This window comes from Micromonospora sp. NPDC002717, from assembly GCF_040295705.1.
Lineage (GTDB): Bacteria > Actinomycetota > Actinomycetes > Mycobacteriales > Micromonosporaceae > Micromonospora.
In genome coordinates, this window is sequence record NZ_JBEOVW010000005.1 from 141,776 (window position 1) to 160,741 (window position 18,966).

Below are 18,966 nucleotides of genomic sequence, written 5' to 3' on the forward strand. Positions count from 1 at the left end.
CTCTTTCGCCCACAGACCGGAGGACGCATGGCCTGGCACGTACGCGGCGTGCTGCTGCCCGACGACGAGGTCCGGGACCTCTGGCTGGTCGGTGACCGGGTCACCTTCGAACCGGTGCCCGGCGCGGAGACGATCGTCGACGGCGGCTTCGTGCTGCCCGGCCTGATCGACGCGCACTGCCACATCGGCATCGCCCGGGGCGGGGCGCCGATCACCTCCCTCGACCAGGCCCGCGAGCTGGCCCGCACCGACGTCGACGCCGGGGTGCTCGCCATCCGCGACGCCGGCTCGCCGTACCCGTACCCGGAACTCGACGACGAGCCGGGGCTGCCGCGCCTGGCCCGCGCCGGCCGGCACGTCGCGCCGCCGAAGCGCTACCTGCGCGACATCGGCGTGGAGGTCGGCGCGGCGGAGGTCGCCGACACGGTCGCCGCGCAGGCGGCCGCCGGCAACGGCTGGGTCAAGCTGGTCGGCGACTGGATCGACCGGGGCGTGGGGGACCTGGCGCCGTCCTGGGACGCCGACACGATGACCGCGGCCGTCGCGGCCGCCCACGCCGCCGGGGTACGCGCCGCGGTGCACACCTTCAGCGAGTCGGCCGTGGAGATCATGGTGCGGGCCGGGGTGGACTCGGTCGAGCACGGCACGGGCCTGAGCCTCGACCTGGTCGACCTGATGGCCCGGCAGGGCACCGCCCTGGTCCCCACGATGATCAACATCCGCACCTTCGGCGGGATCGCCGAGCAGGCCCGGCCCAAGTTCCCCGGGTACGCCGACCACATGCTCGCCCTGCGTGACCGCTTCCCCGAGGTGGTGCGGGCCGCGTACGAGGCGGGGGTGCCGATCTACGTGGGGACGGACGCGGGTGGCGGCATCGACCACGGCCTGGCTGCCGAGGAGATGCTGCTGCTGCACGAGCAGGCCGGCATGTCTGCGGTGGACGTCCTCGCCGCCGCGTCCTGGCGGGGACGCGAGTGGCTGGGCTTCCCCGGCCTGGTCGAGGGCGGCCTGGCGGACCTCGTCGTCTATCCCGAGGACCCGCGCGCCGACCTGCGCGCCGTGCGCAGCCCCGCCCGCATCGTGCTGCGCGGTCGCGTCGTCCGCTGACCTTGCCGTGCCCGCCCGCCGGCGAGCCGGCGCGTGGGTGCTCCCGCCCCGGTGCTGTGCTGGTCAGCCGGTGCGGGCGCCCGGGGTGACCGCGTGCAGGAGCAGGTACACCGCCAGGTCGGCGAGGGCGGCGGCGGTCTGTGCGACCGGGGCGCCGGGCAGGACGATGTGGCTGATCACCAACCGGATGACCGAGTCCGTGGCGAAGGCGACCGCGGCCCGGTCGGCGTCCGGCAGCACGCCGTCGGCCCACTCCAGGAGCACCTCGGTGGCCTCGGTCAGGACCAGCTCCGACCGGGTGGTCAGGTAGGGCAGCAACTCGTCGGAGCCACCCCCGGTGCTGGTCAGGACGGCCTTGATCAACGGGTCGCCGGCCGCCTGCGTGAGGGTGTGCGAGATGGTGGCGTGCGCGGCCGCCCGGACGTCGTCGCCGTGCGCGCGCAGGAGGGCGCGCACGGCGACGACGAACCGGTCGACCTCCCGCCGGGCGAGCGCCTCGGCCAGCCCCGCCTTGCAGCCGAACTCGTTGTAGACCGTCTGCCGGCTGACCCCGGCCGCCCGCGCGACGGCGCCCATCCGGACGGCGTCCCAGCCGCTCGCGACCGTCAGCTCCCGGGCGGCATCGACGATCGCGTCCCTGGACCGGCTGCCGTTGTTCACGCTGCCATGGTGGCGTACGCCCCGGGTCCGCCGCACCCGGCCGTCCCGGCAGCTGACGACGACACCGCGCCCGATCGCGCCGTCCGGACGGCCGACGCATAGGATGTGCGGTCATGGCACGCGTGCTCACTCCCCGTGCGGAGGACTTTCCCCGCTGGTACCAGGACCTGATCGCCAAGGCGAAGCTGGCCGACAACGGCCCGGTCCGGGGGACCATGGTCATCCGGCCGGCCGGCTACGCCATCTGGGAACGGATGCAGGCCGAGATGGACGCCCGGATCAAGGCGGCGGGCGCGGAGAACGCGTACTTCCCGCTCTTCATCCCCGAGAGCTACCTCAAGCGGGAGGCCGAGCACGTCGAGGGCTTCTCGCCGGAGCTCGCGGTGGTCACCCACGGCGGCGGCAAGCAGCTCGCCGAGCCGGTCGTGGTGCGCCCCACCAGCGAGACCGTCATCGGCGAGTTCATGGCCAAGTGGATCGACTCCTACCGGGACCTGCCGCTGCTGCTCAACCAGTGGGCCAACGTGGTCCGCTGGGAGCTGCGCCCCCGGGTATTCCTGCGCACCAGCGAGTTCCTGTGGCAGGAGGGGCACACCGCGCACGCCACCCGCTCCGACGCGCGGGCCTACGCCCGCAGGATCCTGCACGAGGCGTACGAGGACCTGATGGTCAACGTGCTCGGCATCCCGGTGGTCGTCGGCCTGAAGACGGCCCGCGAGCGCTTCGCCGGCGCGACCGCCACCTACACCTGCGAAGGCATGATGGGTGACGGCAAGGCCCTCCAGCTCGGCACCAGCCACGAGCTGGGGCAGAACTTCGCCAAGGCGTTCGACATCAGCTACTCGTCGGCCGAGGGCGGCCGGGAGCACGCCTGGACGACCTCCTGGGGCACCTCGACCCGGATGCTCGGCGGCCTGATCATGTGCCACGGCGACGACAACGGCCTGCGGGTGCCGCCGAAGCTGGCGCCGGTGCAGGCGTACGTCATGGTGGTCAAGGACGGCGAGGGCGTCGGAGAGGCGGCGACCAAGTTGCGCGACGCGCTGCGCGACGCCGGCGTCCGGGTCGCGCTCGACGACCGCACCGACACCCCGTTCGGCCGCCGGGCCGTCGACGCCGAGCTGCGCGGCTATCCGGTACGCGTCGAGGTCGGCCCCCGCGACCTGGCCGCCGGCAACGCCGTCGTGGTGCGGCGCACCGACGGCTCGAAGTCCCCGACGGCCGTGGCCGACGTGGTCACCACCGTGCTGGCCGCCCTCGACGCCGACCAGCAGGCGCTGCACGACCAGGCCCTGGCGCACCGCCAGTCCCGCACCGTCGAGGTGTCGACCCTGGCCGAGGCGATCGAGGCGGCCGCCACCGGCTGGGCCCGGGTGCCGTGGTCGGCGGTCGGCGTCCAGGGCGAGGCGGAGGCCAACGGGCAGGGCGTCACCGTGCGCTGCCTGGTGCGCGCCGACGGCTCCGTGCCCGACACCGAGGACGAGCCGGACCTCGTCGCCATCCTGGCCCGCGCCTACTGAGGTGTGCGGAAGGGCCCTTCCTGGCGACTTCGGTTCTGGGAAGGGCCCTTCCGCACCCGCTGAGCGGGTTGCCGGCGGCCGGTGTCGGTGCCGGTAGGGTCGGGGCGTGAGATTCGAACCGGGGCGGCTGATCGTGCACCGCAACGTGCGCCGGGGCCGGATCGGCTGGGTGCGTACCGCACGGGTGGTCAGCGACGACGACCGGGGCCTGGTGCTCTGGGTGGCCCGGAACTCCCCGGTGGCGAGCGAGGTCACCGAGGCCGGGCTGGGCATGCGGGCGGTGCCGTTCGCCGAGTGGATCTCCTCGTCCTACCGCCTGGCCGCTGGCCGGTGGAACGGCCCGCCCGTGCTGAAGTTCCTGCCCGCCGGGGCAAGCCACTCGGTGTGGTGGTTCCGCGACGCGCACGACCGCTTCGCCGCCTGGTACGTCAACCTGGAGGAGCCGGGGGTGCGCTGGGACGACGGCGCGCTCGCCGGGGTCGACATGGTGGACCAGGACCTCGACGTGGTCGTCCGGCCGGACCTGGGCTGGGAGTGGAAGGACGAGGACGAGTTCGTCGAGCGGCTCGCCTTCCCCGAGCACTACTGGGTCGCCGACCCCGACGCCGTCCGGGCCGAGGGCAAGCGGGTGATCGCGCTGGCCGAGGCGGGGGAGTTCCCCTTCGACGGCACCTGGTGCGACTTCGCCCCGCCGCCGGAGTGGACCACTCCCGACGAGCTTCCGCCCGGCTGGGACCGCGCCCCGGTGCGCTGACCCGGCAGGTGTGTTTTCGGTCACTTCCGTCGGTGCACGGGTGACCCCGGGCGGTCCGGTGTGAGAGATCCGGGCCCGATCTGGCAGAATGGCTGGCTGGTATCCGGCGTGTGTCCGGCGCCCTCTAACCCGGGCACCGCGCCAGTCCACCGAGCAGTCTCCGGCCCAAACCCCACTGTGCCGGTCGGCGCTCACCCGTGCACCGCCCTCGTCAGGGCTGGTGAGATCGCAACAGGAGCGAAACAACTGTGGCCGTAAAGATCCGGCTCCTGCGGATGGGCAAGATCCGCAACCCGCAGTACCGCATCGTCGTCGCCGACTCGCGCACCAAGCGCGACGGCCGGGCGATCGAGTTCGTCGGGGTCTACCAGCCGAAGGAAGACCCTTCGGTGATCGAGGTCAAGTCGGAGCGGGTCCAGTACTGGCTGTCCGTCGGCGCCCAGCCGAGCGAGGCGGTGCAGCGGCTGCTGGAGCTGACCGGTGACTGGCAGAAGTTCAAGGGCCTGCCGGCCCCGCCGCCGCTGAAGGTCGCCGCGGAGCGGGTCGACCGCACCGCCGCGTACGAGGCCGAGGCGAAGGCTGCCGCCGGGCTGGCCGAGACCCCGGCCAAGCCGGCCAAGAAGGCCGCCAAGGCCGAGGCTCCGGCCGCCGAGGAGGCGCCGAAGACCGAGGAGCAGGCCGGTGCGGACTCCGGCGAGCAGGCCTGACATGGCACTGCGTCCGGCGTTGGAGCACCTGGTCAAGGGCATCGTCGACCACCCCGATGACGTGCGCGTCCGGCTGGTCGACTCCCGTCGGGGCAAGCGGCTCGAAGTCCGCGTGCACCCGGAGGACCTCGGCACGGTGATCGGGCGGTCCGGCCGGACCGCCAAGGCGCTGCGCCAGGTGATCGGCTCCATCGGCGGGCGCGGCGTACGCGTCGACATCGTCGACTCGTACTGATGCTGCTCATCGTCGGCAGGATCGGCAAGCCGCACGGGATCCGCGGTGAGGTCACCGTGGAGGTGCGGACCGACGAGCCCGAAGCGCGCTTCGCTCCCGGTTCGGTACTGCGTACCGAGCCGGGAGCGGCGCCGCCGCAGCAGGCCGCGCCCGAGCACGGGGAACCGTTCCGGGTCCCCGCCGAGCTGACCGTGGAGTCCGCCCGCTGGCACCAGGGACGGCTGCTGGTGGCGTTCGAGGGCGTGCTGGACCGGGACGTCGCCGAGGCGCTGCGCGGCACCCTCGTCGCGGTCGACAGCGCCGACGTCGCCCCGCCCGAGGATCCGGAGGAGTTCCACGACCACCAGCTCGTCGGGCTGGCCGTGGTCACCCCGGGCGGCGAGCGGCTGGGCGAGGTGGCCCGGATCGACCACGCTCCCGCCTCCGACCTGCTGGTGCTGCGCCGCCCCGAGGGCCGCACCGCGCTCATCCCGTTCGTCAAGGCGATCGTCCCCGAGGTTGACCTCGCCGGCGGTCGCGTCGTCGTCGACCCGCCGGCCGGTCTGCTCGACCTCTAGAGCCGCTGGAGCACCCCGCATGCGCGTCGACATCGTGTCGATCTTCCCGGAGTACTTCGCCCCGCTGGACCTGTCGCTGATCGGCAGGGCGCGGGCGAACGGCACGCTGCGGCTGGCCGTACACGACCTGCGGAGCTGGACCCACGACGTGCACCGCACGGTCGACGACACGCCGTACGGCGGCGGGCCCGGCATGGTGATGCGGCCGGAGCCGTGGGGCGAGGCGCTCGACGCCCTCGCCCCGGCGGAGGTGGCCCCGCCCCGGCTGGTGGTGCCCGCGCCGACGGGCACCCCCTTCACCCAGGCGATGGCGCACGAGCTGGCGGCCGAGCCGCACCTGCTCTTCGCCTGCGGCCGGTACGAGGGCATCGACCAGCGGGTGCTCGACCACGCCGCCACCCGGATGCCGGTGACCGAGGTCTCCCTCGGCGACTACGTCCTCTTCGGCGGGGAGGTGGCCGTCCTGGTGATCCTGGAGGCGGTCACCCGGCTGCTGCCCGGGGTGCTCGGCAACGCGGGCTCGCTGGACGAGGAGTCGCACGCCCACGGGCTGCTGGAGGCCCCCATGTACACCAAGCCGGCGACCTGGCGCGGGCTGGAGGTGCCGGAGGTGCTCCGCTCCGGCGACCACGGGCGGATCGCCCGCTGGCGGCGGGACCAGGCGCTGACCCGCACCGCCCGGCGCCGCCCGGACATGCTCGCTGCGCTCGACCCGGAGCGCCTGGACAAACGGGACATCGCCGCGCTGGACGGGGCCGGATTTCAGGTGCCCCCGGGGGATGTGGCAAAGTAGGGGGGTTGCCGCAACCGGCCGCGCCGCGGACGGCTGCGAGGATCCTCGACCGAGGTCGGGCCATCGACCACACCCGGGGATCAGAATCACCCACCCGCGCACCGATTGACGGTGCGCCGTGAGCCTCACGAGGACGCAGCGATGAACATCCTGGACGCCCTTGACGCCCAGTCGAAGCGGACCGACCTCCCCGACTTCCGTGCCGGTGACACCGTCAAGGTGCACGCCCGGGTCGTCGAGGGCAACCGGTCCCGTGTCCAGATCTTCCAGGGCGTCGTCATCCGCCGCCAGGGTGACGGTCTGCGCGAGACCTTCTCGGTCCGCAAGATCAGCTTCGGTGTCGGTGTCGAGCGCACCTACCCGATTAACAGCCCGGCCATCGACCGGATCGAGGTCGTGACCCGCGGTGACGTGCGTCGCGCCAAGCTCTACTACCTGCGCGAGCTGCGGGGCAAGAAGGCCAAGATCAAGGAGAAGCGCGAGAAGCAGCCGAGCTGACCTCACGCTCGCCACGCCGCCCGAGCTGCGCGCGTGTCGTACCGACCGGACCGCACTACCCTGGTCGTACGGGCGCAGCCGGGCGACGCCCCGCCACGAGGGCGGGGGAGACGTCCACTACCGCCCGGGGGGCCTCGACGAGGCTCCCGGGCGGTAGTTGTCATATCTGCTGACCGGGGAGTGGCGTGGTGCAGACGCTCGACGAGGACGGCGGCGTCGACCCGTGGCGCCGTCGGGCGCGACGTCCCCGCCGCCAGATGCCGCTCTGGCAGGAGCTGCCGCTGCTACTGGTCGTCGCGTTCTGCCTCGCGGTGCTGATCCGCACCTTCCTGCTCCAGGCGTTCTTCATCCCCTCCGGCTCGATGGAGGACACGCTTCTCGTCGGCGACCGGGTCCTGGTCAACAAGGTCGTCTACGACGTACGCGACCCGGTGCGGGGCGAGGTGGTCGTCTTCCGGGGCACCGACCGGTGGGCCCCGCAGGTCGACGCGCAGCCGGAGCCCGGGTTCGTGGGCAAGCTCGGCCGGACGGTCGGCGACCTGGTCGGCGTCAGCCGCCCCGGCGAGAAGGACTTCATCAAGCGGGTCATCGCGCTGCCCGGTGACCGCGTCAGGTGCTGTGACGCCCAGGGCCGGGTGCTGGTCAACGGCACGCCGCTCGACGAGTCGTCGTACGTCATCCGGGACTCGCCGCTCGACATCCCGCCGAACCCCCGCGAGTGCCGGTCCCGGCGCTTCGAGGAGGTCCTGGTTCCGCCCGGGCAGATCTTCGTGATGGGCGACCACCGGCTGGTCTCCCAGGACGCCCGCTGCCAGGGGCCGGTGCCGATCGACAACGTGGTGGGCCGCGCCTTCGCGGTGGTCTGGCCGTCGTCGCGGTGGAGCACGCTGTCGGTGCCGGCCACCTTCGACGACGTCGCCGATCCGCCCGCCGCCTCCACCGGGGCTCCGCCCCCGGTGCGTCCCACGCCGGGCGGCGGGGTGGTGCCGCTCGCCCCGTTCGTGGCCGTGCTGGCCGTTCTCGCGCGTTCCGGACGGTGGCGCCCAGCCGGGCAACGTAGGCTCCATCCGTGATTGACGAGCAGACCGACAAGCCCCGCAGTTCCTTCTGGAAGGAGCTGCCCATCCTCCTGGGCGTGGCGATCCTGGTCGCGGTGCTGGTGCGAGCCTTCGTGCTGCAGACCTTCTTCATCCCCTCCCCGTCCATGGAGAACACCCTCCAGATCGACGATCGGGTGCTGGTCAACAAGCTGGTCTACGACTTCCGGTCGCCGCGCCGGGGCGAGGTGATCGTCTTCAAGGCTCCCCTGGAGTGGAGCAGCAACCCCGACGGCGAGGACTTCATCAAGCGGGTCATCGGCGTCGGCGGCGACCACGTGGTCTGCTGCGACCCGCAGGAGCGGCTGGTGATCAACGGCAAGCCGCTGGACGAGCCGTACATCTACCCGGGGGACAAGACGGCCGAGGAGTTCGACATCACCGTCCCGCAGGGACGGCTCTGGGTGATGGGCGACCACCGCGAGGCGTCGGGCGACTCGCTGGAGCACTGGCAGCAGTCCGGGCAGGACATCACGACAGCCACCATCCCCGAGGACGAGGTCGTCGGGCGGGCGTTCACCGTCTTCTGGCCGGTCAACCGGGCCACCTGGCTGAGTGTCCCGAAGCAGTTCGAGGGCATCCCCGAGCCGTAGGGGCCGCCGGGCGTGGGCGTTGTCGGCGGCGTCTGGCAGGCTGGTGCGGTGACCGACTACACCCCGCGGCGCGCGGCCCGCGTCCTGCTCGTCGACGCGGCGGGTCGGGTGCTGCTCTTCAGCGGCTCCGACCCGGCCCGTCCCGAGCACGGCCGCTGGTGGTTCACCCCCGGTGGCGGCCTGGACCCCGGCGAGACGTACGCCGAGGGCGCCGCGCGGGAGCTGGCCGAGGAGACCGGGCTGCGGCTGCCGGCCCCGGCGTTCGGCGCGCCGGTGCACCGCGACGTCACGGAGTTCCCGTTCGACGGCGTGTGGTACCGGCAGGAGCAGGAGTTCTTCCTGGTGCGGGTGGCGGATCACGAGGTCGACACCGCTGGCTTCAGCGAGATCGAGCGGGCCAGCGTCGCCGCCCACCGGTGGTGGCCGCTGGCCGAGCTGGCCGCCACCGACGAGCGCTACTACCCGCCGGACCTGCCGGCAGTGCTGAGCCGGGCGCTGGCCGAGGCGCCGGCGGCTGACGGAGGTGTGCCGTGCTGACGCCGCCCCGCACGGTGGTACGCCGCGAGGGCGGGCTCTACGCGCTGGAGCGGGCGTTGCAGCGGCGCGGCTTCCGGCACGTCGCCGGGGCCGACGAGGCAGGCCGCGGCGCCTGCGCCGGCCCACTGGTCGCCGCCGCCGCGATCCTGCCCGAGGGGCGCCGGGGCGAGATCGACGGGCTGGCCGACTCGAAGCTGCTCACCCCGGCCAGCCGGGAGCGGGTCTACGACGAGGTCGTCGCCCGCGCCCTGGCGTACTCCGTGGTGGTCATCCCGGCGGAGGAGGTCGACGAGCGGGGCCTGCACGTGTGCAACCTGGCCGCGATGCGCCGCGCCCTCGCCTCGCTGGCCACCCGCCCCGAGTACGTGCTGACCGACGGCTTCGGGGTGGACGGCCTCGACGTGCCGGGGCTGGCGGTGTGGAAGGGCGACCGGGTGGCCGCCTGCGTGGCGGCGGCCAGTGTGCTCGCCAAGGTGACCCGGGATCGGATCATGGTCGAGCTGGACGGGACGTTCCCCGGCTACGGGTTCGCCGAGCACAAGGGTTACATCACGCCGGAGCACAGCACGGCGCTGCGGGAGCGGGGGCCGTGCCGGGAGCACCGGTTCTCGTACGTCAACGTGGCGGCGGTGTCCGGTCGGGACGGCGCCCCGCCACGGGCCCGCCGACCGGTGGGCGCAAGGCTGGACGAGCCGATGGAGCGCTCCGGGCCGGCAGGGGGTACCGTCGGCGTGGCGTTGGGCGAGCAGCCTCGGCCTCCGGCGCCGGTGGGGGAAGATGTGGTCATGGAAGGCGGAGTGCGATGAGCGCGGAAGATCTCGAGAAGTACGAGACCGAGATGGAGCTGCAGCTCTACCGGGAGTACCGCGACATTGTCCGCCAGTTCTCCTACGTGGTGGAGACCGAGCGCCGGTTCTACCTGGCCAACCAGGTGGACCTGCACGTGCGCAACTCCGACGGCGAGGTCTACTTCGAGGTCGAGATGCACGACGCCTGGGTGTGGGACATGTACCGTCCCGCCCGGTTCGTGAAGAACGTGCGGGTGATGACCTTCAAGGACGTCAACGTCGAGGAGTTGGAGAAGCCCGACATCTCCCTCCCCGCCGACTCCGGCTTCGGCGGCTGACCCACCGCCCACGTCCCGCCCGGTGGCCCGACCACCGGGTGCCCGGCCCGTCGGCGGCCCCCACCCGCCACGCGGCCCTCGAACTCGCACCGACCTGACCGTCCGATGTGGCCGGTCTCAGTCGACGAACTCGAACATCGTCATCCCGACCGGGAGGGGACGGGGCTCGCCCAGGAGCCGGTGCACGCCCACGCCCACACCGTCAGCCGGGCTGCTCACCGCCACCTGCGCGAAGCCCTCCTGCGCGAACCATTCGCAGATGGTCGGCACGAGGTCGGGGCTGCGCCGGTGCCGGGTCCAGAACACCGTGCCGCCGGTCGCGCAGAGCGCCGCGCAGTGCCGCACGGTGGCGCGGACGTCCGCCTCGCTGACGTTGCCGAACACCCCGCAGACCAGCACCAGGTCGGCCGGGACGAGATCCGCGTACATGTCGGTGTGCGCCGCGTCGCCGACCACCACCTCCACCGACGACAGGCCCGCCGTCCGGGCGGCCGACCGGGCCACCTCCGCGTTGCGGGGATCCATCTCCACCAACCGGGCTGTCACGTCGTCGCGGCGCGGGTGCGCTGCCAGCACGGGGATCAGGTCGCGTCCCTGCCCGGCGCAGAGGCTGACCGCCCGCAGCGGGCCGGGCGGGGCCGCGTCGAGCGCCTGCCCGACCCGCAGCCGCACCTCGGCGAGCCGGCGGGACAGCGCCGACCCCGCGTCCTCATAGTCGTCGTGCCAGGCGTACCAGTCCCGCGTCACCGGCCCAGCCTAGGCGTCGACCCCGCCGGCCGCGGGACGCCTCGTGGCGGTGGTGACGGGGAGGAACGCGCCAGTCGAGCCGGCACATAGCAGATCACGTCAGGTTTCGGTGGCCATCCACAGGGGACCCCTTGTCCACAGGGGCGGGCGTCCGGGGTGGCGGGGCGGGACGCGCGCCGAGCAGGCTGCGCCCCATGCGACCAGCAACCCGTACCGGCGTCGCCGCGCTCTGCGCCGCCCTGCTGTCCCTCGGGCCGGCCGCCGTGCCCGCCACGGGGCCGGGCCCGGTGCCGGTAGGGGCGGCGGCCGCGGCGCCCGACCTTCCGCCGTCGTCCGAGGCCCCGGCACCCGAGGCCCTGGCACCCGAGGCCCCGGCACCCGAGGCCCCGGCCCCCGAGGCCCTGGCACCCGAGGCCCTGGCACCCGAGGCCCCGGCACCCGGGGCGGCGCGGTTCCGGTGGCCGCTCGACGGCTTACCCCGCCCGGTCCGCCGGTTCGACCCGCCGCCGCAGCCGTGGCTGCCCGGCCACCGGGGCGTCGACCTGGCCGCCGCGCCGGGCGCCACCGTGCGGTCCGCCGGTGCCGGCACGGTCCTCTTCGCCGGCATGGTCGCCGGCCGCCCGGTCGTCAGTGTCGGGCACGCCGACGGACTACGGACCACCTACGAGCCGGTGTCACCGGCGGTCCGCCCGGGCGCCCGGCTCGCCGCCGGGGCGCCGCTGGGCGCGCTGCTCGCCGGCCACCCCGGCTGCCCCGCCCCGGCCTGCCTGCACTGGGGGCTGCGGCGCGGCACGGACTACCTCGACCCGCTGGCGCTGCTCGGCCTCGGCCCGGTGCGGCTGCTGCCGCTCGCGGGCGCCAGCACCGACCCGCCGGCAACCGGCGGACCTGGACAGCCGGTGTCGGGCGGGCAGCGGTGGGACGGCGGTGGCTCAGCGCTGGGCGAGCAGCGGGGGAAGCCGCACCGAGAGGCGCTCGTACTCGTCGGCGGTGTTGTAGACCTGCGCGCACAGCCGCAGCCAGCCCCGCCCGTTCCAGGCCATGACGGCCACCTCCGTGGCGAGCCGCTCGGCGATGCGTTCCCGCAGCGCCCGCGCCGCGTCGAACGTGGCGCCCAGGCCCGCCGGCAGCGGGATGATCCGCATGGCGACCCCGGGCCCGCCGGGGCCCGGCAGGTCGGCGGGGGCCACCCCCAACGCGTCCCCGACCACCCGCTGGCCGTACGCCACCAGCGCGGCGTTGTGCGCCCGTACCCGGTCGACGTCGAGGCTGCGCAGCGTGAACAGGCCCACCGGCGCGGCCAGCCAGCCGGTGTAGTCCTGCGTCGCCGCCCACTCGACCCGACCAGGGAACCCCGACTCCTGCTCCCACGAGACGACCAGCGGCTCGATGCGCTCCCGCCACGGCGGCGCGACCACCAGCACGGCGCTGCCGCGCGGCGCGTACGCCCACTTGTGCAGGTTGCCCACCCAGAAGTCGGCGCCGATGCCACCGACCGGGGTCGGCAGCATGCCCGGGGCGTGCGCGGCGTCGACCAGGACCGGTATCCCGTGCTCCCGGGCCACCCCGACGATCGCGGCGACGGGGAAGAGCCGGGCGGTGGCCGAGGTGAGCTGGTCCACCACGAGCAGCCGGGTCCGGCCGGGGCGCAGCCCCGCGCGGACGATCTCGACGACCTCCTCGTCGGTGGCGGCCAGCGGCACCCGCAGCGCCCGGGTGACCGCCCCCGTACGGCGGCACTCGCGGGCGATGGAGAGGCCGACCGCGCCGTAGCCGTGGTCGGTCGTGAGCACCTCGCCGCCGGGGCGTAGGCCGAGCGACTGGAGCACCACCGCCACGCCGGTGGTGGCATTCGGCACCAGGGCGGTGCCGTCCGGGTCGGCGCCCAGGAATCCGGCCAAGTGGCGGCGGGTGTGCGTGATCCGGTCGACCAGCCCCTGCGTGAAGAAGCGCAGTGGGTTGGCCTCCATCTCGTCGCGCAGCCGCTGTTGGGCCCGCTGCACCGGGACCGGGACCGCGCCGAACGACCCGTGGTTGAGGTGGCTGACCGCCGGGTCCAGCGAGAAGAGCAGGCGGGCTGCCGCGATCGGCTCTGGCGGCTGCGGGACGCTCACCCGGTGATCGTAGCGGCCGGTGGATCTCCGGCCGGCGTTCCGCCGGGTACCCGTGCCGGTCGACCCCGCTCGATCCCGCAGAATTGCGGATCGTGGACACCCACGTCGAACTGCGCTGGCCGACCGCCGCCGACCGACAGCTCCGCGCCGACGTGCACCGGGTGCTGCACGCGGTGGCCGAGCATGGTGGCGCGATCGGGTACGCGGTCCCGCCCGGCCGCGCCGAGACCGACGCCTGGCTGGACGGGGTGCTGAGCCTGGTCGGGGCCGGCGACGCCGCGCTGGTCCTCGCCGTGCTCGACTCCCGGGTCGTGGGCACCGGGCTGTGGCGGCGCGGCCCGAAGCCGATCTTCGCCCACTACGCCGACCTGGAGAAGATCACCGCGCACCCGGCTGCCCGCGGCCGAGGCATCGGCAGGCTGGTCACCGGGGCGCTCGTCGACGACGCCCGCAAGGCCGGCATCGAGACCCTCGCGCTGGGCGTACGCGGCAACAACCACGGAGCCATCGAGCTCTACGAGCGGCTCGGGTTCCGCGAATGGGGCCGGCTGCCGAACGTCATCGAGGTGGGCGACGAGCGCTACGACGACGTGCGGATGTGTCTGGACCTGGGCCGGCCGCCGCATGTGCTGCTCCGCGGCTCTGCCCCGGACGGCCCGGGCTCGTCGCCGCGCCGCTCCTGAGAGTCGACGCCGGCGACCCGCATCCGCCAGGCGATCACACCGGCCAGCATCTCGGCGGCCCCAACGGCCGGGCCATGACCGCGACGGTCGGGCATGGCCGTCCGGCTCCCTCCCACCGGTCAGGCGCGGGGGTGGGCCTGGCGGTAGGCGGCGCGGAGCCGCTCCACCGACACGTGGGTGTAGATCTGCGTGCTCGCGAGGGACGAGTGCCCCAGCAGCTCCTGCACCGCCCGCAGGTCCGCACCGCCCTCGAGCAGGTGGGTCGCCGCCGAGTGCCGCAGCCCGTGCGGGCTGACCGGGGGCAGCCCGGCGGCCTCGGCGTACCCGCTGACGATCCGTCGGGCCGTCGTCGGGTTGAGCCGCCCGCCGCGGGCGCCGAGCAGCAGCGCCTCCCGGGAGTGCGGCCCGGCCAGTGCGGGGCGGCCGTGCCGCAGCCACTCGTCGAGCGCCCGCTGCGCCGGCACCCCGTACGGGACCGCGCGCTCCCGGCCGCCCTTGCCGAACACCCGCACGACCCGCCGCGCGTGGTCGACGTCGGCGATGTCGAGGCCGCACGCCTCGCTGATCCGTACGCCCGTGCCGTAGAGCAGCTCCAGCAGCGCTCTGTCCCGCAGCACCACGGCCTCGGCGGTACCTTCCGCCGTGGCCCCGCTCGCGGCGCCGGCCTTGGCGGTGCCGTCCGCCGTGTGCGCCGCCGCGTCTCCGTCCGCCGGGTCCGTCTCCGTCGGCCCGGAAGCACTGCCCGGAGCGGTCAGGCGTCCGCCCGGCGCCAGGACTCGGGGCCGTGACCCGGCGACGGTGTCCGGCGTCGTCGGCGCGCCCGGGGCGGACCGGCCGGGCGCCTCGACCAGCGCGGCGGCCTGGTCGGCACGGAGAACGGACGGCAGGTCCCGGTGGGCGCGGGGGCTGGCCAGCGCACCCGCCACGTCGGTGGGGAGCCGCCCGGACCGGTGCGCCCAGGCGCTGAACGTCCGTGCCGAGGCCGCCCGGCGGGCGAGCGACGTCCGCGCGGCGCCCATCGTCCGTTGCTTCGCCAGCCAGCTGCGCAGCACCGTCAGGTCGAGTTCCGCAAGTTCGGCGCAGCCCATCCGGCGCGCGTGGTCCAGCAGCGACACCACGTCGCCGACGTACGCCCGGACCGTGTGCGCGGACCGGTTGCGCACCCCGGCCAGGTGCCCGGCGAATTCGTCCACCGCCTCGCGCATCGCCGACGGGAGCGCCTCGTGCGTCGCCCTGGTGCCGGCCGGCTCTCGGCTCACCGCGACGCCCCGCTTCGCCGCCACCGTCGGCGCCCCCGGCGAACAGTTCCGCTCCCCGTGGCCGGCCGCCGGCATCGTGGGCGGCGGGGCGCGACCCTCGTGCAGGCCGCCGGTGGTGGATCCTCTGGCACAGCGCCAGCCTACGGTCGGCGGGACCCGGCGACCACGCGCCCGGGCCACCCGCCCCGGCCGGGCGCTGGGCCGCAGGCGGGTGTGCGACCGGCCGGACCGACCGGGCCGGGACCGCTCCGACGCCGGGGCGGAAGCCGGCGCGGCCCGACGGGAGCCCTCATGACGACTGTGGCCGAGCGGCCGGACGGCTGCTGTCCCAGTCGTTCGGGCGGGGTGATGGATTACCGCGGCCGGTGCGCGCAGACTTGGCGTACCAACGGGTGAGCGCACGTCGTCGTCGCGACGCGACGGACGGTGCTCGACGAAGGGGGACCGGGCATGGGGGTCGACGTCGTCCTCTACCGGGTGGTCGGGGCGGGCTCGGGCCGGCGCCGCCTCGTGCCGGCCGAGGTGCTGCCCGATCCCGACGACGTGCTGCTGGATCTCGTCGAGCGGGTCCGCGGCACCGGGCGTACCCCGATGCTGGACCGGGTCGACCCCGTCGGTCAGCTGGTGGTCCCCGCCGACCAGGCAGCGCAGCTCCTCGCCGAACTGCGTTGCCTCGCCGAGGTGGCCCGGACGACGCCCGAGGTGACGCACGTGCGCCGCCTGGACCTGTTGGCGCGGCACTGCCGGCCGGACCGCGAGATGGAGATCCGCTTCGAGGGGGACTGACCGGCTGGCGGCCCGCTCAGCGTCGGGCCTCCTCGCCGGTCCGCCCGCCTGCGCGCGGCGGCTGGTCGTTACCGCGCCGCCCCTGGCCGGCCCGACCCGCGCCGGCCGGCGGCGCGAGGGCGTATCCGTCCGCGCGGTGGACCACCAGGGCCAGCTCCTCCAGCATCGACAGTTTCCGCAGGGCGGTGCGGACGGCGACGCCGGCCCGGGCGGCGAGGACGTCCACCCCCACGGCGCCCCGGCGGGGCAGCGCCTCGACGATCGACCGGGCGTCGTCGTCGAGCTGGTCGACCGGCCGCTGCGGGCCGCGCGGCACCGGCGCCAGCTCGCCGATCCGCCCGACCTCCTCCAGCACCTGGGCGACCCCGGTCACCAGCCGGGCCTTCGGGTGCTCGCGCAGCAGCTCGTGCGTGCCCACCGACATCGCCGACGTGACCGGGCCCGGCACCACCATCCCCGGTTTCGTCAGGGCGAGTGCCCGGTGCGTGGTCTGGGTGGCGCCGCTGCGCGCCGCCGCCTCCACCAGCACGGTGCCGAGGGTCCCCGCCGCGATCACCCGGTTGCGGATGAGGAACCGGGGACGCAGCGGGTCGGCCCCCGGGATCCACTCGCTGACCAGCAGCCCGGTGTCGGCGATCCGGTCGAACAGCGCCGCGTTGCCCATCGGGTAGGGGCGGTCCACGCCGCAGGCGAGCACGGCCACCGTGATGCCCCCGGCGTTGAGCGCGCCCCGGTGGGCCGCCGCGTCGATGCCGAAGGCGCCACCGGAGACGACGGTCCAGTCCCGGTCGGCGAGCCCGTAGCCGAGTTCGGTGGCGACGTGCGTGCCGTACCCGGTGGCGGCCCGGGCGCCGACGACCGCGACGGAGCGGTCGAGCGCCTCCGCGAGCGGCCACGAGCCGCGTACCCAGAAGCAGAGCGGCGGCGCGGTCTCGGTGTCCACCCGGCGGTACGCGCCGGGCAGCCGCAGCCCGCGCAACTGGTCGATCCGGTCGGGCCACTCGTCGTCGCCGGGGACCACGATCCGGGCCCCGAGCCGGTCCCCGCGGGCCAGCGCCTCGGCCGCGACCGCCCGGGCGTCCCCGGCGGCGGTGCGCGCCGCCACCGTCGCCCGCAACGTCTCGTCCGGCGCGCCCCCGTCGAGCAGCAGGTCGAGTGTGGCCGCCGCGCCGAGCCGGTCGACCAGTCGGTGCACCGACCGGGTGCCCGGCTCGGCGAGCCAGGTCAGCGCCACCCGGGCCAGCGTCTCCTCGTCGGTGCTCACGTGCCGTCCCCCGTTCGCAGTTGAATGGCTTCCCGGACGTCCTCCCGGTCGGGCCGGTCCCGGCCGTCGAGGTCCGCGACCGTCCAGGCCAGGCGGATGATCCGGTCGAAGCCCCGGGCGGAGAGCGACCCGGAGTCCAGTCGCGCCCGCAGCTCGGCGGTGTCGGGCCCGGGCAGTCGCCAGGGCGGTCGACGCAGGTACGGCCCGGGTATCTCCGCGTTGAGCCGGCGGCCGAGGACCGCCCAGCGTGCGGCTGCGGCCTCCCGGGCGGCTGCCACCCGCCGGGCGACGGTGGCCGACGACTCGCTGTCCACGGTGGCCTCCATCAGCTCCGCCGCCCGGACGGGTGGCAGCTTCACCTGCACGTCGATCCGGTCCAGCAGGGGACCGGAGAGCCGGCTGAGATAGCGCCGGCGGGCCTGCGGCGGGCACTCGCAGTACGCGTCCCCGGCCGGTTTGGCGCACGGGCACGGGTTGGCCGCAAGCACGAGTTGCGTACGGGCCGGGTATTCGGCACCGCCGCGGCTGCGGGCCAGCCGGACCCGGCCGTTCTCCAGCGGCTGGCGCAGCGCCTCCAGCGCGCCCCGGCTGAACTCGGGCGCCTCGTCGAGGAAAAGCACCCCGCGGTGGGCGAGCGAGATCGCGCCGGGACGCGCCAACCCCGAACCGCCGCCGACCAGGGACGGCACCGTCGCCGTGTGGTGCGGCGCCTGGAACGGCGGGCGACGCAGCAACCGACCGCCCGAAGGGAGCAGCCCGGCGATCGAGTGCAGGGCGGTGACCTCCAGCGCGGCCTCGTCGTCCAGCTCGGGCAGGATCGACGGGAGGCGCTCGGCGAGCATGGTCTTGCCGGCGCCCGGCGGCCCGAGCAGCGCCAGGTGGTGCCCGCCCGCCGCGGCCACCTCCAGCGCCCGCCGGCCCAGTCCCTGCCCGGCGACCTCGGCCAGGTCGGGCCCGTCGCCGGCCGGTGCCGGGCCGCCCGCCTCCGGCTCGATCAGGGGCGTGCCGTCACGGACGAAGCTGACCAGCCGGTGCAGCGTGTCGACCGCCCGGACCCGGACCCCGGGGACGACCGCCGCCTCGGCGGCGTTGTCGGCCGGGACGATCACCCGCTCGACGCCGGCCCGGGCGGCCGCGGCGACCATCGGCAGTACGCCGCGCACCGGTCGGACGGTGCCGTCGAGGCCCAACTCGCCGAGGACCGCCACGCGCTCCAGCGGCAGCAGCGGCAGCTCACCCGAGCCGCCCATCAGGGCCACCGCGATCGCCAGATCGAACGCCGAGCCGAACTTGGGCAGGTCGGCGGGCAGCAGGTTGAGCGTGATCCGGCGGTTGGGCCACCGCTGCCCGGAGTTGACCACCGCCGCGCGGACCCGGTCCCGGGCCTCGTGCAGGGCGGTGTCCGGCAGCCCCGAGATGACGACGGCCGGCAGACCGGCCGCCAGGTCGGCCTCGACCTCCACCAGGTGGCCGGTGACGCCGACCAGGCCCACGCAGAGCACCTTCGCGTAGCTCACGCCGCCACCCGTCCCAGGCCATCGGAGATCCGTCCGCTGCGCCCGGCCATCTCAGAACGCGCCCTTGAGGTGCTCGACCCGGGCGGCGCCGGCGCCGGTGAGGCGTACCGAGATCACGTCGAAGCGCACCTCGTCCGCGGTGGTGCCGGTGTCGGCCAGCCACCGGGCGGCGAGCCCGCGCAACCGGCGGGCCTTGGCCGGTACGACGGCCTCGGCCGGCGGGCCGAACTCGTCCGAGCGGCGGGTCTTCACCTCGCAGAAGGCGAGCACCGGCCCGTCCCAGGCGATGATGTCGATCTCCCCGGCCGGGCAGCGCCAATTCCGGGCGACGGGGCGCAGCCCCGCCCCGATCAGGTGCCGGACGGCGCACCGCTCGCCGTACGCGCCGACCGCCTGGTTCCGCTTCGTCATG

The 18,966-nt window shown here is 74.9% G+C and carries 21 protein-coding genes and 2 pseudogenes; 16 read left to right on the top strand and 7 right to left on the bottom strand.

The features are described from left to right. Nucleotides 1–27: 27 nt before the first annotated feature. Entirely contained in the window at nt 28–1,107 is a 1,080-nt protein-coding gene (locus ABT006_RS10150) for an amidohydrolase family protein (protein WP_350704856.1), read from the top strand. Nucleotides 1,108–1,170: 63 nt separating this feature from the next. Here ABT006_RS10150 and ABT006_RS10155 read toward each other — a convergent pair whose 3' ends face one another. After that, the gene (locus tag ABT006_RS10155; RefSeq protein ID WP_350704858.1) at nt 1,171–1,767 is read right to left on the bottom strand and encodes a TetR/AcrR family transcriptional regulator; all 597 of its coding nucleotides are present in this window, start codon (nt 1,765–1,767) and stop codon (nt 1,171–1,173) included. A 113-nt stretch (nt 1,768–1,880) separates the two neighbouring features. On the opposite strand from ABT006_RS10155, the gene proS reads away from it, so the two are divergent. The 12 genes and pseudogenes from proS (at nt 1,881) to ABT006_RS10215 (ending at nt 10,184) form a co-directional block, all read left to right on the top strand. Continuing rightward, nucleotides 1,881–3,287 (top strand): proline--tRNA ligase, encoded by a 1,407-nt coding sequence (gene proS / locus ABT006_RS10160; RefSeq protein WP_350704860.1) that lies wholly within the window; start codon nt 1,881–1,883, stop codon nt 3,285–3,287. A gap of 106 nt (nt 3,288–3,393) precedes the next feature. Continuing rightward, entirely contained in the window at nt 3,394–4,041 is a 648-nt protein-coding gene (locus ABT006_RS10165; protein WP_350704862.1) for a ribonuclease FAU-1 family protein, read from the top strand. A 248-nt stretch (nt 4,042–4,289) separates the two neighbouring features. After that, nucleotides 4,290–4,748 carry a 30S ribosomal protein S16 gene (gene rpsP, locus ABT006_RS10170; protein ID WP_350704864.1) on the top strand — a complete coding sequence of 153 codons (459 nt, stop codon included), beginning with the start codon at nt 4,290–4,292 and terminating at the stop codon, nt 4,746–4,748. After that, nucleotides 4,723–4,983 carry an RNA-binding protein gene (locus ABT006_RS10175; RefSeq protein ID WP_350680397.1) on the top strand — a complete coding sequence of 87 codons (261 nt, stop codon included), beginning with the start codon at nt 4,723–4,725 and terminating at the stop codon, nt 4,981–4,983. Before rpsP ends, ABT006_RS10175 begins: the two co-directional genes overlap by 26 nt. A gap of 2 nt (nt 4,984–4,985) precedes the next feature. Further along, complete coding sequence (gene rimM / locus ABT006_RS10180; RefSeq protein ID WP_350680457.1) at nt 4,986–5,540, top strand: ribosome maturation factor RimM; 555 nt, start codon at nt 4,986–4,988, stop codon at nt 5,538–5,540. A 19-nt stretch (nt 5,541–5,559) separates the two neighbouring features. Beyond that, nucleotides 5,560–6,333: a tRNA (guanosine(37)-N1)-methyltransferase TrmD gene (gene trmD, locus ABT006_RS10185; RefSeq protein ID WP_350704866.1), complete on the top strand. Its 774-nt coding sequence runs from the start codon at nt 5,560–5,562 to the stop codon at nt 6,331–6,333. Between the two features lie 141 nt (nt 6,334–6,474). Next, nucleotides 6,475–6,831 (top strand): 50S ribosomal protein L19, encoded by a 357-nt coding sequence (gene rplS, locus ABT006_RS10190; protein ID WP_089001547.1) that lies wholly within the window; start codon nt 6,475–6,477, stop codon nt 6,829–6,831. A gap of 185 nt (nt 6,832–7,016) precedes the next feature. Then, nucleotides 7,017–7,891 (top strand): annotated as a pseudogene (gene lepB, locus ABT006_RS10195) (signal peptidase I). 9 nt (nt 7,892–7,900) lie between these two features. Further along, nucleotides 7,901–8,521 (top strand): signal peptidase I, encoded by a 621-nt coding sequence (gene lepB / locus ABT006_RS10200; protein ID WP_350704870.1) that lies wholly within the window; start codon nt 7,901–7,903, stop codon nt 8,519–8,521. A gap of 48 nt (nt 8,522–8,569) precedes the next feature. Next, nucleotides 8,570–9,058 (top strand): NUDIX hydrolase, encoded by a 489-nt coding sequence (locus ABT006_RS10205; protein ID WP_350704872.1) that lies wholly within the window; start codon nt 8,570–8,572, stop codon nt 9,056–9,058. After that, entirely contained in the window at nt 9,052–9,864 is an 813-nt protein-coding gene (locus tag ABT006_RS10210) for a ribonuclease HII (RefSeq protein WP_350704874.1), read from the top strand. The genes ABT006_RS10205 and ABT006_RS10210 overlap by 7 nt, the downstream gene beginning before the upstream one ends. Continuing rightward, nucleotides 9,861–10,184: a DUF2469 domain-containing protein gene (locus ABT006_RS10215; RefSeq protein ID WP_007075222.1), complete on the top strand. Its 324-nt coding sequence runs from the start codon at nt 9,861–9,863 to the stop codon at nt 10,182–10,184. The genes ABT006_RS10210 and ABT006_RS10215 overlap by 4 nt, the downstream gene beginning before the upstream one ends. A gap of 117 nt (nt 10,185–10,301) precedes the next feature. Here the strand turns inward: ABT006_RS10215 and ABT006_RS10220 are convergent, their stop codons facing one another. Beyond that, on the bottom strand, nt 10,302–10,931 hold the full coding sequence (locus tag ABT006_RS10220) for a methyltransferase domain-containing protein (RefSeq protein WP_350704876.1): 630 nt from the start codon (nt 10,929–10,931) through the stop codon (nt 10,302–10,304). Nucleotides 10,932–11,173: 242 nt separating this feature from the next. Here ABT006_RS10220 and ABT006_RS10225 point away from each other — a divergent pair. Then, a pseudogene (locus ABT006_RS10225) lies at nt 11,174–11,791 on the top strand (murein hydrolase activator EnvC family protein); the annotation flags it as partial. Between the two features lie 72 nt (nt 11,792–11,863). Here ABT006_RS10225 and ABT006_RS10230 read toward each other — a convergent pair. Beyond that, nucleotides 11,864–13,045: an aminotransferase class V-fold PLP-dependent enzyme gene (locus tag ABT006_RS10230; RefSeq protein ID WP_350704878.1), complete on the bottom strand. Its 1,182-nt coding sequence runs from the start codon at nt 13,043–13,045 to the stop codon at nt 11,864–11,866. Between the two features lie 92 nt (nt 13,046–13,137). Here ABT006_RS10230 and ABT006_RS10235 point away from each other — a divergent pair, with 92 nt between their 5' ends. Continuing rightward, nucleotides 13,138–13,728, top strand: coding sequence for a GNAT family N-acetyltransferase (locus tag ABT006_RS10235; protein WP_350704880.1), 591 nt, complete (start codon nt 13,138–13,140; stop codon nt 13,726–13,728). A 119-nt stretch (nt 13,729–13,847) separates the two neighbouring features. Here the strand turns inward: ABT006_RS10235 and ABT006_RS10240 are convergent, their stop codons facing one another. Next, the gene (locus ABT006_RS10240; protein ID WP_350705127.1) at nt 13,848–14,933 is read right to left on the bottom strand and encodes a tyrosine-type recombinase/integrase; all 1,086 of its coding nucleotides are present in this window, start codon (nt 14,931–14,933) and stop codon (nt 13,848–13,850) included. Between the two features lie 504 nt (nt 14,934–15,437). Between ABT006_RS10240 and ABT006_RS10245 the strand changes: the two genes are divergently transcribed. Beyond that, nucleotides 15,438–15,773, top strand: a complete 336-nt coding sequence (locus tag ABT006_RS10245) for a hypothetical protein (RefSeq protein WP_350704882.1) — start codon at nt 15,438–15,440, stop codon at nt 15,771–15,773. 16 nt (nt 15,774–15,789) lie between these two features. On the opposite strand, the gene ABT006_RS10250 is transcribed toward ABT006_RS10245, so the two are convergent. From ABT006_RS10250 to ABT006_RS10260, 3 genes are read right to left on the bottom strand one after another with little or no spacing between them, the layout of a single operon-like run. Continuing rightward, a complete protein-coding gene (locus ABT006_RS10250; RefSeq protein WP_350704884.1) occupies nt 15,790–17,037 on the bottom strand; it encodes a DNA-processing protein DprA in 1,248 nt (415 codons plus the stop codon). Further along, on the bottom strand, nt 17,034–18,554 hold the full coding sequence (locus ABT006_RS10255) for a YifB family Mg chelatase-like AAA ATPase (protein ID WP_350704886.1): 1,521 nt from the start codon (nt 18,552–18,554) through the stop codon (nt 17,034–17,036). Before ABT006_RS10255 ends, ABT006_RS10250 begins: the two co-directional genes overlap by 4 nt. Nucleotides 18,555–18,605: 51 nt before the next feature. Then, nucleotides 18,606–18,965 carry a YraN family protein gene (locus ABT006_RS10260; RefSeq protein WP_350704888.1) on the bottom strand — a complete coding sequence of 120 codons (360 nt, stop codon included), beginning with the start codon at nt 18,963–18,965 and terminating at the stop codon, nt 18,606–18,608. Between the last annotated feature and the right edge of the window lies 1 nt (nt 18,966).